The organism is Ensifer sp. NM-2 (assembly GCF_003024455.1).
Lineage (GTDB): Bacteria > Pseudomonadota > Alphaproteobacteria > Rhizobiales > Rhizobiaceae > Ensifer > Ensifer canadensis.
Genome location: NZ_PVZR01000012.1, coordinates 148,110 through 162,573 on the forward strand (window position 1 = coordinate 148,110; position 14,464 = coordinate 162,573).

Genomic DNA, 14,464 nt, shown 5'->3' on the forward strand with positions numbered 1-14,464 from the left:
AAAGCCGGCACCTATAGAATAGGGTCCGGCTTTCCAGCTGCAATGGCATGCCGGACATGCCGGCATGCGACTATGGTAGTGGTCGTCTTACTTCCCCGGGTTCAGGAACAGCTCCTCGGCGCCGTGGTTGAACTGCAAACGGGCCAGCTTGGCATAGAGCCCGTCCTGCCGGATCAGCGAGGCATGGGTTCCCTCTTCGACGATCCGGCCGTGTTCCATCACGAGGATGCGGTCGGCCTTCAAGACGGTTGCGAGCCGGTGGGCGATGACAACAGTCGTGCGTTCATGCAGCAAGCCTTCGAGTGCCTTCTGCACCAGTGTCTCGCTTTCGGCGTCGAGCGCCGAGGTCGCCTCGTCGAGCAAAAGGATCGGCGCGTTGCGCAGGATGGCGCGGGCAATGGCGATGCGCTGGCGCTGGCCGCCCGAGAGCGTGATGCCACGCTCGCCGACAAGCGTGTCGTAGCCCTTCTCCATCCGGCCGATGAATTCGTCGGCCTGGGCGGCGACGGCAGCGGCGCGCACCGCCTCACGGCTTGCACCCGGCAGGCCGAAGGCAATGTTGTCGTGGACGGAGGAGGCGAAGATGGTGACGTCCTGCGGCACGATCGCCAGGCGGTCGCGCAGATCCTTCGGGTCCACGGTGCGGATATCGACGCCATCGACCGTGATGGCACCCTTTGCCGGATCGTAGAACCGCAGCAGCATCGAAAAGACGGTGCTCTTGCCCGCGCCGGATGGGCCGACAATGGCGACGGTTTCACCCGGTTTGATCGCAAAGCTCAGGCCGTTCAGGCTCTTGTAATCAGGGCGCGCGGGATAGGCGAAATAGACTTCGTCGAAGCTGATGGCGCCGAGCGCCGGCGCCGGCATGGCGACGGGGGTTTCGGGCGCCTCGATTTCCGGGACTTCGGTCAAGAGCTCGTTCAACCGCTCGGCGGCACCGGCTGCCTGCGAGAGCTCGCCCCAGACCTCCGATAGCGATCCGAGGCTACCGGCGGCGAAGACCGAATAAAGCAGGAACTGGCTGAGGGTTCCGGCCGAGAGATTGTCCGCCAGCACGTCGCGCGCGCCGAACCACAGGACGGCGACAACGCTGCCAAACACCATGGTGATGGCGAAGGCTGTCAGCACCGAGCGGGCCTTGATGGCCGCGCGTGCCGCGCCGAAGGCATCTTCGACGGCGTTGCCGAAGCGGTTGTTGGCGATGTCCTCGCTGTTGAAGGCCTGAACCGTGCGCGAGGCGGCGATCGCCTCGCCGGCATAGGCCGATGCCATCGCCAGGGTGTCCTGTGCCTCGCGCGAGCGGCGGCGGACGGAGCGGCCGAAGCCGACCAGCGGAAACACGATCACCGGGATTGCCGCCAGCACCAGGCTCGACAGCTTCGGGCTGGTATAGACCATCATGCCGATGGCGCCGAGACACAGGATCAGGTTGCGAAGTGCTACCGATGCCGTCGCGCCGACGGCGGACTTCAGCTGCGTGGTATCGGCGGTCAGCCGCGAGACGATCTCGCCCGACTGGTTCACGTCGAAGAACGACGCGGAAAGGCGGGTGACGTGCTGGAAGACGTTGCGCCGGAGATCCGCGACAATGCGCTCGCCAAGGGTGATGACGAAATAGTAGCGGGCCGCACTGGCCAAAGCCAGGATGATGGCGAGCATCATCAGCATCGAGAAATAGGTATTGATGAAGCCGCTGTCGGAATTGGAGAAGCCGTTGTCGACCATGCGCCTGACGGCGAGCGGCAGCGTCAGGGTCGTCACCGCAGCGATAACGAGCGAAATCCCGGCGCCGATGACCAGATGGCGGTAGCGCTTGAGGTAGGGCAGCAGCGTGGCGAGAGGGCGAATGGATTTACGCGCTGGTGACTGGTTTGCTCGTTCGGACACATGACCCCCGTTCGCCAATCACGGAGGGGGCGGGTTTGCCCATGAGTCTTCCGCGCGGCACTTGTTATCCCGCGGACCTTGATGTATAGGCACGGCATCGAATTGGGAAGCCGTGGCCCATCAGCCGGTCCGCGGCTTCATTTACGTGTTCGGTCTCGAAGTCGCAATGCCTTGCGACAATTGGACCCTGGAACTCTAGGAAGATCGTTATGAAGGCAGACATCCATCCCGACTATCACCTGATCAAGGTGGTCATGACTGACGGCACCGAATACGAAACCCGCTCGACCTGGGGTTCGGCAGGCGCCACCATGAACCTGGAAATCGACCCGAAGTCGCACCCGGCTTGGACGGGCGGCAACCAGCAGCTCATGGACCGCGGCGGCCGCGTCTCCAAGTTCAAGAAGCGTTTCGAAGGCCTCGGCCTCTAATCGCACGCTCTCTTGGCGCGTTTTCGAAGCCCGGCTCTGCCGGGCTTTTTGTTGTGCGGATTTCCGTTCCGACTTAAGGCCGATCTTTGATCGTGCGAGCCGGCTCAAGCCGCGCATGAAAAAACCCGGCTAGAGGCCGGGTTCGTTTCGTTGGCAGCGAACTGCCGAATATCTTGAAATCAGTTGGTGCCGAAGGCCGTCTGCAAGAGCTTAATCTGCGCCTTGACGCCGTTCTGGTTATCAGGAACGAAGGTCGAGGCTTCCTGCGGACGGTAGATCTCGCGATCGAGCAGGGCGACGCGGTTCTGCAGGCGCAGTGAGCGCTCGATGAGGTCGCGGAATGCTTCCGGCAGCTCACTCCAGCCGGGCGCGCTGCGGTCGACGTTGAAGCTGTCGAGGCGAACCTTGCTCTTTTCCGACAGCACCTGGTCGCGGCTCATCTCGCCGTTGTTGACAGCGCGTTGAAGCAGGAGCCATGATGCCATCTGCATGAGACGCGTGGTCAGACGCATGGATTCTGCTGCATAGAGGACCGATGCCATGCGCGGCAGGACCTTGGAGGCCAGGCGACCGGGGCCGTCGAGATAGCTCGCGGTTTCTTCGACCAGACCCATGCCTTCCGAATAGAGCGCCTTGAACTGCGCCGACGCCGCCGCGTGTCCCGCGAAACTGACGGTATTCAATCCTCTTTCGGACATGACCTGTTTTCCCTGGTTCAAACGCATCACGACAGTCGGGTAACGGGCGGTTTTGGGAAAAGTTTCCTTGCCGCCTCTATGCCTGAAGAATGATGCCATAGCGCATTTCGCGCAAGAGCATTCTTAAGAAAGGGTTAATCTCCACAATTCTTTGCAGCGACATATATCAAAACAAAAAAAGAGCCGCGGAAAGCGGCTCTCAAGGTAAAACAGGGAGAAAAATCAGACCCATTCGCCAGTCGGAGAAATTGTCTGAGTCCGGAAAGCTCCGGATAAACAGACAATCGCAGAGAATGCTTAATATACCGTTAAGAAAGCGCCGTTTCGGGCCGTTTGTCCTTGTGCGATCGTCAGCGGAACAGGCCTTCGGCCGCAGATCGGCTTGCGGATTTGCGCTCGCGCTCCGCCTCGAGCCGGGCGATTTCCTCCTTCAGCAGCGCGATGCGCTGTGTGAGCTCGTCGACGGACAGAAGCGACAGGTCGCTGCCGATCTCATGCGCCAGCTTCTTCTTGGGTTGGTCTTCGTCAAACAGGCCCATTCGACTTCTCCTCCTGTTCGGGGTCGATATCGCCGTCGTCGTCATCATGTGTTTCATCGAACGGTGCTGCGCGCGGCGAGAGCTGCAAGCTCTCGGGCGTCATCGCCGTTCCGGCGTTGATCGGCGAGAAGGCATCGCGCTCGGCGACCGGAACCGGCGCGCGCATGCGGCTGCGGATGATGGCGTAGGCGGTGATGAGGATATGGGCGCAGGCGGTGATCATGAACAGCCCGTAGGGGCCGGTCGCAGTCATCACCGGGCCGCCGATGGTCGGGCCGATAATGGTGCCGATGCCGTAGAGCAGCAGCAATCCGCCGGAAACCTTGACGAAATCCTCTGCCGTCGCAAAGTCGTTGGCATGCGAAACGGCGATCGGGTAGAGCGCGTTGGCCGCCGCGCCATAGATCGCAATCAGGGTAAGCACGATCCAGACCTGGCTCGGTTCGACCAGAAAGATCAGGAGCCCCGCCAGCGCACCGACACCGGCAAGGGCGGCAAGCACGTAACGCCGGTCGATGCGATCGGACAGGCGCCCGGCCGGCAGCTGCATCACCGCGCCGGCAAAGATCGCCACGCTCATCATCGCCGCGACAGTGCTGTCGGAGAGGCCCGCCTGGCGGCCGAAGACGGCGCCGAGCGTGCCGAAAGCGCCGTTGGCGATGCCGACGAGCAGGATGCCGAGGAACGAGACCGGGGAATTGCGATAGAGCCCGCGCAGGTCGAGCTGGACCTGCTTCAGCGGCTGCGGCGAGGCGGCCTTCGAGAGCAGGGTCGGCAGCATAGCGACGCAATAGAGAATACCGCAGATCATGAAGAGGGTGCTGGTGGAGGTATCGCCGAACGGGATCATCATCTGGCCGCCGACGACGCCGAAGAGCGTGATGGCGATATAGAGGGAAAAGATGACGCCGCGGCTCTCATTGGTGGCGCGCTCGTTGAGCCAGCTTTCGATGATCATCGAGGTGCCGGCAGTGGAAAAACCGGTCAGCGCACGCAGGATCAGCCACCAGGTCGGGTCGATCAGGATGCCGGTCATCAACGCGACGATGGCAATCATCGAGGTAAAGACGCTGAAGGCGCGCACATGGCCGATGCGCTTGACGACATTAGGTGCAAAGAAGCAGCCAAGCACGAAGCCGGCCGCCCAGGACGTGCCGATCAGGCCAAGGATGGTGGTGGGATAGCCCTCGGCCGTGCCTCTGACCGGCAAAAGCAGGCCCTGCAGGCCGTTGCCCAGGAAGAGAAACAGCGTGCCCAGCAGGAGCGAGGCGACGGGGAGCAGGTTTTTTCTCATCATCCATCCGAAAATCGTTCTGCCGTCAGCAAGTTAGGGCGGTGTGCCCGGAATTGCCAGCCGGATTCTGTCCGGCCGGTCATTGCAAATCGGCGGCGGAAACAATAGCCCTCTAATGCATCATCCCAAGAATCGATATCGAATTTCGGGATCATAAGCAGTTGCGCGTGCTGACGGCCTGCGCTGCTACGACGACAAGGTGACGGCGGCGTGACAGTTCCGCCGAGTTGCGGGAATTTACCCGGGGATAGGCTGGATATGTCGAAGGCGCTGGCGCTCATTCTGCTTCTGGCGATGGCCATCCAGCTGATCTGGCCGATCGGCCTGCCCGGTCTGAGGCAGCGTCGCGATTTCTGGAAGATCGCAGTGTTTGCGATCGTCATGATGATGATCACGGTTCTTATTCGACCGTGATACGGCGAACGAAGTAATCCCATAGTGTTAGGATGGTGGTTTCCTTGGAAACTTCGCCATCTGGCCTAGTGTGTTATCCGGTTCTTCGGTCATTCGTCGTACCCAGAAAAGCGCGCAGGACAGATGATGAAGAACGCGCTAGATTGTATACTTCACCCAGGAGATGAAATCGGGGGTTACTTGGAACGCCGCCTTGCTGCCATCCTTGCTGCCGATGTCGTGGGCTACAGCCGCCTCATAGGCGCTGATGAGACCGGCACGCTGGCCGCCATGAAGCGGCACAAGAACGAGCTGGTCGATCCCAAGGTCAGCCGACACAAGGGTCGGATTGTCAAACTGACCGGCGACGGCATTCTGGTCGAGTTCGCGAGTGTCGTGAACGCGGTTGCTTGTGCCGTCGACATTCAGCGCGGCATGCTTATCCGCAACGAAGACGTGCCGCAGTTGAAGCGTATCGAACTGCGCATCGGCGTGCATCTGGGCGACGTGATCGTCGAGGACGGCGATATCTTCGGCGACGGCGTCAATGTCGCAGCCCGGCTCGAAGGCCTGGCCGAGCCCTCCGGCATTGCCGTCTCCGCCTCCGTTCGCGACCATGTCGGCTCGAGGCTGGATGTCGGCTTCGTCGACAAGGGACAGCACGCGCTGAAGAACATCGCAGCGGGTGTGCATGTCTATTCGGTGGCGCTGGGGGCGCCGACCAAGATCGCCAAGGTGTTGAATGGGTCCCATACGGTAACGGTGGACGATGGTTACGGGCTTTCCGTCGCCGTGCTGCCCTTCACCAATATGAGCCATGACCCGGAGCAGGAATATTTCTCCGACGGCATCACCGAAGACATCATCACCGACCTGTCGAAGATCTCGCAGTTGCACGTGGTCGCCCGCAACACGGTCTTTACCTACAAGGGACGGTCTGTCCGGGTCAAAACCGTGGCGCAGGAACTGGGCGTTCGGTTCATCCTCGAAGGCAGTGTGCGCAAGGCCGGCGCGCGGGTGCGCATCACCGGGCAGCTGATCGATGCGCTGACAGGCACGCATCTTTGGGCCGACCGCTACGACCGCGATCTCACCGATATCTTCGCCATCCAGGACGAGATCACTCACGCCATCGTCGACCAATTGCGCATCAAGCTGTTGCCTGAGGAGAAGAAGGCGATCGAGAGCGATCCGACGACGAGCGTCGAGGCCTACACTTACTATCTGCGCGGGCGGCGATTCTCGCACGCCTGGACCCGTTCCTATCTGCTGCTCGCCCGACGGATGTTCCTGAAGGCCGTCGAGCTCGACCCGAATTTTGCCCGCGCCTATGCCGGCATCGCCGATTGCGAATCCGCTCTTCGCGACTGGCACGAGCACGAATTCCCGCTCGAGAGCATTCTGAGCACGAGCGAGCGGGCGCTGGCGCTCGATCCGAACCTGGCGGAAGCGCACGCTTCCCGGGGATTGGTCCTGCACCAGGACGGGCAAAGCGAAGAGGCCGTTGCCGAGTTTGAGCGCGCCTTGACGCTTGATCCGCAGCTCTACGAGGCAAACTTTCACTATGGCCGCTTTCTCTTCATGCGCGGCGAGTTCGAGACGGCGATCCAGTTCTTCAAGCGGGCCGCGGAAATCAGCCCGGATGACTATCTCTCGCCGATCCACCTGATGAGCGCCTACAAGTCGCTGGGCCAGGAAACCGAGCGGGGACACTGGGCGAAGATTGGTATTTCCCGGGCCGAGCGGGCGCTGGAGCTGCATCCGGAGAATTCCGGTCCGGCCCATCGCGGCGCCCTGGCGCTGGCCCATATGGGCGAAGCAGAGCGCGCGCGTGAATGGGCGGCGTGTGCGATCGCCATCGATCCGGATGATGTTGTCGCACGCTACAACACGGCCTGCGTCCATTCGATCCTCGGCGATGTCGACACGGCGCTCGACATGCTCGAGAGCCTGTTGCCGCAAAGTTCCTGTTACCAGCTGCTTTGGTTCAAGCAGGACTCCGACCTGGACGCCGTTCGCCACCATGTGCGTTTCGAGGCGATGGTGGCAGCGATCGCCCAGTGCGAGGCAGCAAAGCACTGACCACCTGAAATCAGTGCGCCCGGTAGGACCCGACCGGCGCGACTGCACGTTTCCTTAAATCGCATTCGATTTAAGGATAAAGACATGCAGCAATTCAAAGTGCTACGGCGAACTTTGCGCGTCTAATAAGACGCGCGGCGTTGTAGGCGATTGCCGCGCGTAAACCACCAGATGCCGGCGCCGGTGGCAAACAGGAGGCCTGTTGCCAAAAGGACGACGGCGACGAACGCCTTCTCGAAGGCCGCTTTGGCGAGTGCCACTAGATTTTCGGCATCATTCGACGACAGTTTTTCCGCCAATATCAACGCCTCGTCCAGGCTGTCGCGTGCGATTGCCGATATGCCCGCCCCTTCCGGCAGCATGACGAAGGCGGTGTAGACCGCCGACATCACGCTGCCGAGCACGGCGATGCCGATGGCGCCGCCAAGTTCGAAGGAAACCTCCTCGATGGAGGCGGCCATGCCGGCGCGTTCCGGCGCGGCGTTGGACATGATGGCGCTGGAGGCTGCCGTCATCGAAGCGCCAATGCCAAGGCCGAGCACGATGAGGCTGACGATCTGAGCGAGCACGCCGGCTTCGTGCACGGCAAGAAACGCGCCGAGGCCGGCGGCTGCGGTGATAAGGCCGGTGCGCAGCACCATCTCGGCGCCGAGGCGCGGCAGCATCATGCCGGTAAGCGGACCGGCGACGAAGGCCGCAAGCGGGATCGGCAGGATGAAAATGCCGGCGTCAAGCGGCGAATACCCGGCGACAAGCTGCAGCCGCTGGCTGAGCACGAGCTCGGCGCCGACGATGGCCGCGGATGCGACAAGGGCTGCGGCGACGCCCGAGGAGAAGGCGGCGTTGCGGAACAGGCCGAAGTCGATCATCGGGTGCGGGCTGCGCCTCTGTCTGCGCACAAAGAGGAGAAGCGCTACGACGCCGATGGCGGCGGCGATGAGCCCGGCTTCAGCCGAGGGTTCGCGCTTGCTCATCTCCTTGATGGCATAGGCAAGCCCGACCAGGCCGACCATGATCTGGACGGAGCCGAGCGGATCCCACGGGTGATCCTTGTTGCCCTTGCTGTCGGGAAGCACGACAACGCCGAGCAGCAAGGCCACGGCGACGATCGGCACGTTGATGAGAAAGACCGAGCCCCACCAGAAGTATTCGAGCAGGAACCCGCCGAGCACCGGGCCGATCGCCGCGCCACCCGAGGCGATGGCAGCCCAGACGCCGATCGCCAGCGCCCGCTCACGTTCGTCGGTGAAGGTCAGCCGGATGATCGAAAGCGTTGCCGGCATCATCAGCGCGGCGCCGACGGCAAGAAGCACGCGGCCGGTAATCAGGATCGACGGGTTCGAGGCATAGGCCGCCAGCAGTGAAGCGAGGCCGAAGACGGCAAGACCGGCAATGAACGGCCGCTTGTGGCCGAGCCGGTCGCCGAGCGTGCCGAGCCCCGGCAGCAGGCCGGCAACGACCAGCGCATAGGCATTGACGATCCAGAGCTTTTCCGACGCGGACGCGCCAAGATCGTGGGTCAGCCGGGGCAGCGCCGTGTAAAGCACGGTCATATCGACAACGATCAGCAGCAGCGCGCTCGACACGATGGCAAGAATGAGCCAGCGATTATGCGGGGACATGGTACACCTCTGTGGCCGACCCTGCCTGCGGGACCTTTGGCCTTGTTGACGTCAGAGCGATTATATAAATACATACGTATGGAATTGAAAGTGGGAATCTGAAATGGGACGACGCCGGACGATCGATCGCGACAAGGTGCTGGATGCGGCGGAGGCGACCGTCAGCGCCATCGGTGCTGCCGGCCTGACGATCGACGCGGTGGCCAAGGCGGCGGGCATCACCAAGGGCGGGGTTCAATATTGCTTCGGTAACAAGGACGGCCTGATCGACGCGATGATGGAACGCTGGTTCAACGAGTTCGACAGCGCGGTCGCCGCCGAAGTCGGAGACGAGACGGATCCGGTAACGGCGATGCGTGCGCACGCGGAGGTGACAGCGCGCATGAACACGGCGGAGAATGCCCGCACGTCCGGGATGATGGCAGCGCTCCTGCAGCGCGAAGACCATATGGAAAAGAACCGGGCCTGGTATCGCGGGCGCCTCGACAGCCTCGATCTGTCGACCGAGGAGGGGCGCCGGGCGCGTCTTGCCTTTCTCGCAACGGAAGGCGCCTTCCTGCTGCGCAGTTTCGGTTTTGCCGAAATGGACGATACCGAATGGCAGGATATTTTTGCCGATATCGTTGCCCTGGTGCCGAAAGAAAACGCCTGACTGCGACCCCTCGACCGCCGGGCACGATCCGGCAAGCGACAGGGCTTCGAGCAAAGGGAAGAGCATGCCGACGCTGGTCGAAGTCATCGCCTACGACGATGCGTGGCCGCAGGCGTTTGCGGAGATGTCGAAGCATCTGGCGAGCCTGCTTGGCTCCGCCACGATCGCAATCGACCATATCGGCAGCACTGCAGTTCCCGGGCTCATCGCCAAGCCGATCATCGATATCGATGTGACGCTGTGCAGGCCGGAAGCGATTGCCGCCGGCGGCGCGGCGCTCGTCGCCGACGGCTTTATGTCACGGGGGAACAGATATGACGATGGTGTCTGGGCATTCGCCAAGCAGGGATCGCCGGGACAGCGCGTCTATCTCTGTCCGCCACACAACGACACCCATCGCCGTCGCCTGATCTTTCGTGATCAGCTTCGTCAAAGCCGCGAGACGGTCGACGCCTACGCAGCGCTGAAGCGAAGCCTTGCCGCGACATTTGCCTTCGATGGCGACGGCTATACCGCGGCCAAGACGCAGTTTATCGAGCAGGTGGTCGAGTGCGCCGGCCGGAGTTGAACGGCCCTCTCCCCCTCGCGTGGCGTCAGCTACGGGCTGCCGCCAGTTGGGCAAGGTGGCCGGGCAGGTCGGTCCCGCGACCGGCGGCGTTGATCGTTTCGAAATAGTCGTGCCAGCCGGCCGCCGCGATGCCCGAGACCAGGGCATCAAGCGCTGCTTCATCGGGGAAGCGTCAGATGGCGAAATAGGACTGCGATGCGGCATGAAGCTTGCCGGCATCCACCTCGCCAAAGGCGATAGGCTCGACCCCGAGATCCGATAACTTGGCCATGCCATGGCCGACGGTCTCGAAAAACTGCTGCCGCGCGACGGCGTCAAGCGACAGCCATGTTCGCTTCGAGGTATAGAGTTCGCTCAGATAGTGGGGCATGCATTCTCTTTTCAGGATCAATCGATGGACCGAAGTGCGCGCTTGCAGATCCGGGCGGTGGCGGCGCTGTCTTGCTTGCGTTGCCAGGAGGCGCAGAGATCGCGAACCCAGTCGGGCCGGTCCTTGGCCGCGTCGTTCAGCCAGTTGCCGACGGAGTCCTGAACGTAGCGCGAGGGGTCGGCGTTCAACGGTTCGAGGATGATTAGTGCCATTTCCGGATTGTCTTTGAGCGTCGGGATATGGCTGCACCAGACCCCGCGGGGGCGCGTCGCTTCGCTTGCAAACCGGCGCAGACGGTCGGAGCGGGAGGCGGTCCAGCGGCCAAGAAGCGTTATCGCCGCTTTGAGATCGGCGGCGAGATGCGGCCGCACGGCCATCCAGGCCCATTCACGCACGCCGAAGTGCGGGTCGTCGGCAAGCGGCCGGATCGCTTCGAGGCGTTGTTCAAGCGTGAGCGCTGGATTTGCGCCGATCACGAAGCACGCCCAGCCCCTGACCGTGTCGGACTGGTGTTGCTGCAGCCTTGTCACTGCGCCATCGCCAAGCCGGCCGCGGATCAATCCTGCTGCGAGCGCCATGCGTTTGGAAATGCCGGTGCCGGCTATGGCGCCGATGCTGGCGAGTGCATCGTCGCCGACTTCCGGTACGGCCGACCGCATCAGCGCCGCGAAATCGACCGCGAGGCATTGGGTCAGCGTCGAGGTTTGCGCCGCTCCCGCATTCAACAGCGCGAGCCGTTGCGGGTCGATATCCTGCACGCGCCGTGGGGCAGGGCTCACGGCTCGATCTCGCTTCCAGCCGTCGTCAATACGGCCTTTCGGCCGGCGTCGGTGTTGCGCCACGCGCGCTGGATGAGCGTACTTAGCGTCTGTCGGTCGCGCTCGTCGAAACCGGCAAACAGCGATGCAATCCAGCGCGTGTGCGTGTCGAACAGCTCGCGCGCTGCATGCTCGCCCTTCGGCGACAACTGCACCAGCACCTTTCGGCGATCGTCCTTGCTCTGCTGCCTCGCGAGAAAGCCGTCCCGCTCCAGCCCGTCCAGAAGTCCGGTAACGGTTGCGCGTGTGACGCCGGCCCGATCGGCAAGCTCATATGGTGACAATCCCTGCGGCAGCTGGTGCAGCAGGAAAAGCAGAACGAACTTTCCCTCTGAGAGATTGTGTGGCGCGAGGCGCGCAGCACAGTCGCGATCGATGGCGGCGGCAAGTGCCATGACTTCGAAGCACAGACGCAGGTTGGCGGTTGGTAGGTGTCCGCGCTGTTCGGCTTCGGTGATCAGGGCGAGGTGCTTTTGCTCAAGTATATCCATAAGGCGCCATATAGTATGGCGCCAAATTAAGAGTCAATGGGTTCGCCGAAGGCACGCATGCGGGTTCGCTCGCGCCGCCGGTCAGCGTCTTGCGGGTGTTTAGAGCGCGATGGAACCGCGCATCGCAGTCATGCAGGCGCCGGCAATGCTGGTTTTGCCTACGGTGCCGCGTTGCTTGCTGACGCTGACCTCGATGATGCTTCGGCGCCCCATCTCGAAGCCTTGCTCGATCGTCAGATCGACGTCGATGGTCTCCTCGGGCAGAAGCGAGACGAGATAGGCGCCAAGGGCGGCTGAGGCGCTGCCGGTCGCCGGGTCCTCAATGACGTTGTCGAGCGGCGCAAACATGCGGGCGCGCAGCTGCCATGGATTTTCGGCCGAGCGGGCATAGAGGAACAGGCTGAAGCTGTCTTCGTCTGGCTTGTAGCGCCGATTGGCGGCCTCGAAGGCGGTGACGTTGGGACGCGCCGCCGACAGCGCGGCTACGTCTTTCAGTTCCGCGACCGCGAAGGGCAGGCCAACGGAAACGCGCACCGGTGCATGGTTGGCGGTGCTGACGACATCGGGTGCGACCATGGCGCAGGCGGCGATCGTCTCGACATCGATGCTGGGTCCGATGCTCAAGGCGCGCGGCACGACGATACGCGCCTCCTTCACCGCGCCATCGGCGCGCGACAGGGCGACCTCGACCAGGCCGGCGAGCTCTTCAAACCGCAGGTGATCGCCGGGCGCCCGGCCGAAAATCTCCGCCTGCTGGCCGAGCACGAAGGCGGTGCCGACATTCGGGTGTCCGGCGAAGGGGATCTCCATCGTCGGCGTGAAAATGCGCACCCGCGCGCTGTTGGCAGGATCCTCCGGCGGCAGCACGAAGGTGACTTCGGAATAGCCGAACTCGGTTGCGATCGCCTGCATCTGCGCATCGTTTAAACCCCGTGCGTCCGGGATGACGGCAAGCTGGTTGCCGGCGAAACGATTTTCAGTGAAGACGTCGACGGTGATGTAGTCGACGGAGTGCACGGGGGCAAAAGAAGTCATGAACGCTCGCTTCCGCTGGATGCGGCGGCGATCAGCGCCGCCTGATGGCCTGGATCGAAAGGCTTAAGGCAGGCGGCGAAACCGGCAAAGACACCAACTTGTCTTGGTGACAAGATCGGCATTTACACTCTACGGCGAGCGGCAAACCATGCGGGGGCCGCACGAAAAGGGGCCAATAAATGGCCCCTTGCGTCGTCTTCGACTTGGCTGACGGCGGCGCTCAGGCGGCCTTCTCCAGGTCCTTCTTCCAGCTGCCCTTGGCGGCCAGGCTGCACATTTCGGCGCGGTGCGAGAAGGCCCGCTGGCCGGCAGCGACGTTCTCGGCCTTGCCGTTCCAGGCGGACAGCGCTTCCTGCTGCAGGGCGCGGCCGTAGGAGAAGGTGAGCTTCCAGGGCAGATTGTGGGTCGCATTCATGGCCGAGAGATGGGCCGTCGCCTCCTCGGTCGTCTGGCCACCGGAAAGGAAGGCGATGCCGGGAACGGCTGATGGCACCGTGCGTCGCAGCACCTTGATCGTGCGTTCGGCGACTTCGGCGACGGACGCCTTGCGCGCCTTCTTGCCATCGATGACCATGCTCGGCTTCAGGATCATGCCTTCGAGCTTTACACGCATCTCGGCGAGCGCCTCGAAAGTGACGCGCAGCGTCCATTCGGTGACCTCCTGCGACCGGTCGATCGAGTGATCGCCCGGCGCGCCATCCATCAGCACCTCCGGCTCGACGATCGGAACGATGCCGGCTTCCTGGCAAAGGGCGGCGTAGCGCGCGAGCGCATGGGCGTTAGCCCTGACGGCACCTGGGCTCGGCAACGTGTCCGAAATGGCAATCACGCCACGCCATTTGGCAAAGCGGGCACCGGCCTCGTAATATTTCGTCAGGCGTTGTGCGAGCCCGTCGAGACCTTCGGTGATCGTTTCCGCCGGAAAATTGGTCATCGGCTTGGCACCGGCATCGACCTTGATGCCCGGGATCGACCCGGCGGCGCGGATGACGTCCACCAGCGGCGTGCCGTCGGCCGCCTTCTGGAACAGTGTCTCTTCGTAGAGAATGACGCCGGAAATGTACTTGCGCATCGCCTCGTCGGCGCGAACGAGCATTTCGCGATAGTCGCGCCGCGATGTCTCGGTCGATTCCAGACCGATGCCGTCGAAGCGCTTCTTGATCGTCGCCGTGGACTCGTCGGCGGCAAGCAGACCCCGGCCGTTTGCGACCATGGCAACTGCGATGTCTTCCAGTCTTTCGCTCATGTTTTTCTCCCTAGGTCACGATGATTTGGGCCGGGCCGGACCAAATCATAACCGTGATCGTTCCCAATAAGTAGAGCGGGATACGGACGGAAAAAGCAGGCGTTTTCCTCATCCCGCTCAGCGCCGATCAGCAAGGATCAGGCAACCACTGAAACCGTTTCGGGGCAATCGGTGCGCACGTGACCGCCACGCCCCCAAACAGGGCGTGAGTAACAGGGGAAATTGTCCGGGAAAAAGGCAGGAAAAGCGACTGAAACGATTTAAATAATTTTAATCGTTTGAATTATCTTGGTTTTTTCTGTGTCTCAGGCGCGCGGGTAACCCGCGCGCCTGAG

The 14,464-nt window shown here is 62.5% G+C and carries 14 protein-coding genes and 1 pseudogene; 5 read left to right on the forward strand and 10 right to left on the reverse strand.

The features are described 5' to 3' along the window. Positions 1-87 precede the first annotated feature (87 nt). Positions 88-1,890 carry an ABC transporter transmembrane domain-containing protein gene (locus tag C6558_RS22850; RefSeq protein WP_082523471.1) on the reverse strand — a complete coding sequence of 601 codons (1,803 nt, stop codon included), beginning with the start codon at positions 1,888-1,890 and terminating at the stop codon, positions 88-90. A 209-nt stretch (positions 1,891-2,099) separates the two neighbouring features. Between C6558_RS22850 and rpmE the strand changes: the two genes are divergently transcribed. Then, positions 2,100-2,321, forward strand: a complete 222-nt coding sequence (rpmE, locus tag C6558_RS22855; RefSeq protein ID WP_025424773.1) for a 50S ribosomal protein L31 — start codon at positions 2,100-2,102, stop codon at positions 2,319-2,321. 179 nt (positions 2,322-2,500) lie between these two features. Here the strand turns inward: rpmE and C6558_RS22860 are convergent, their stop codons facing one another. From C6558_RS22860 to C6558_RS22870, 3 genes are all read right to left on the reverse strand, one after another. Next, positions 2,501-3,019 (reverse strand): DUF1465 family protein, encoded by a 519-nt coding sequence (locus tag C6558_RS22860; RefSeq protein ID WP_025424772.1) that lies wholly within the window; start codon positions 3,017-3,019, stop codon positions 2,501-2,503. A gap of 350 nt (positions 3,020-3,369) precedes the next feature. Beyond that, positions 3,370-3,558 (reverse strand): DUF1192 domain-containing protein, encoded by a 189-nt coding sequence (locus C6558_RS22865; protein ID WP_057205668.1) that lies wholly within the window; start codon positions 3,556-3,558, stop codon positions 3,370-3,372. Beyond that, positions 3,545-4,852, reverse strand: a complete 1,308-nt coding sequence (locus C6558_RS22870; RefSeq protein ID WP_025424770.1) for an MFS transporter — start codon at positions 4,850-4,852, stop codon at positions 3,545-3,547. Before C6558_RS22870 ends, C6558_RS22865 begins: the two co-directional genes overlap by 14 nt. A 258-nt stretch (positions 4,853-5,110) precedes the next feature. Between C6558_RS22870 and C6558_RS22875 the strand changes: the two genes are divergently transcribed. Together C6558_RS22875 and C6558_RS22880 are read left to right on the forward strand one after the other, a co-directional pair. Then, on the forward strand, positions 5,111-5,266 hold the full coding sequence (locus C6558_RS22875) for a hypothetical protein (protein ID WP_107027707.1): 156 nt from the start codon (positions 5,111-5,113) through the stop codon (positions 5,264-5,266). Positions 5,267-5,392: 126 nt separating this feature from the next. Then, positions 5,393-7,327, forward strand: coding sequence for a tetratricopeptide repeat protein (locus C6558_RS22880; protein ID WP_107027713.1), 1,935 nt, complete (start codon positions 5,393-5,395; stop codon positions 7,325-7,327). A gap of 122 nt (positions 7,328-7,449) precedes the next feature. Here the strand turns inward: C6558_RS22880 and C6558_RS22885 are convergent, their stop codons facing one another. After that, positions 7,450-8,949 (reverse strand): MFS transporter, encoded by a 1,500-nt coding sequence (locus C6558_RS22885; RefSeq protein ID WP_057205672.1) that lies wholly within the window; start codon positions 8,947-8,949, stop codon positions 7,450-7,452. Positions 8,950-9,052: 103 nt separating this feature from the next. On the opposite strand from C6558_RS22885, the gene C6558_RS22890 reads away from it, so the two are divergent. Together C6558_RS22890 and C6558_RS22895 are read left to right on the forward strand one after the other, a co-directional pair. Then, entirely contained in the window at positions 9,053-9,601 is a 549-nt protein-coding gene (locus tag C6558_RS22890; RefSeq protein WP_057205674.1) for a TetR/AcrR family transcriptional regulator, read from the forward strand. Between the two features lie 64 nt (positions 9,602-9,665). Next, a complete protein-coding gene (locus tag C6558_RS22895; protein ID WP_057205676.1) occupies positions 9,666-10,169 on the forward strand; it encodes a GrpB family protein in 504 nt (167 codons plus the stop codon). Positions 10,170-10,194: 25 nt separating this feature from the next. Here the strand turns inward: C6558_RS22895 and C6558_RS22900 are convergent. From C6558_RS22900 to C6558_RS22920, 5 genes and pseudogenes are all read right to left on the reverse strand, one after another. Then, positions 10,195-10,539: pseudogene (locus C6558_RS22900) on the reverse strand (DUF6616 family protein). A 17-nt stretch (positions 10,540-10,556) separates the two neighbouring features. After that, complete coding sequence (locus tag C6558_RS22905) at positions 10,557-11,318, reverse strand: DNA alkylation repair protein (protein ID WP_107027708.1); 762 nt, start codon at positions 11,316-11,318, stop codon at positions 10,557-10,559. Continuing rightward, positions 11,315-11,848, reverse strand: coding sequence for a MarR family winged helix-turn-helix transcriptional regulator (locus C6558_RS22910; RefSeq protein WP_057205682.1), 534 nt, complete (start codon positions 11,846-11,848; stop codon positions 11,315-11,317). The genes C6558_RS22905 and C6558_RS22910 overlap by 4 nt, the downstream gene beginning before the upstream one ends. Positions 11,849-11,947: 99 nt before the next feature. Beyond that, on the reverse strand, positions 11,948-12,865 hold the full coding sequence (locus C6558_RS22915) for a PhzF family phenazine biosynthesis protein (protein ID WP_057217982.1): 918 nt from the start codon (positions 12,863-12,865) through the stop codon (positions 11,948-11,950). A 238-nt stretch (positions 12,866-13,103) separates the two neighbouring features. Further along, positions 13,104-14,129: a class I fructose-bisphosphate aldolase gene (locus C6558_RS22920; protein ID WP_057205684.1), complete on the reverse strand. Its 1,026-nt coding sequence runs from the start codon at positions 14,127-14,129 to the stop codon at positions 13,104-13,106. Between the last annotated feature and the right edge of the window lie 335 nt (positions 14,130-14,464).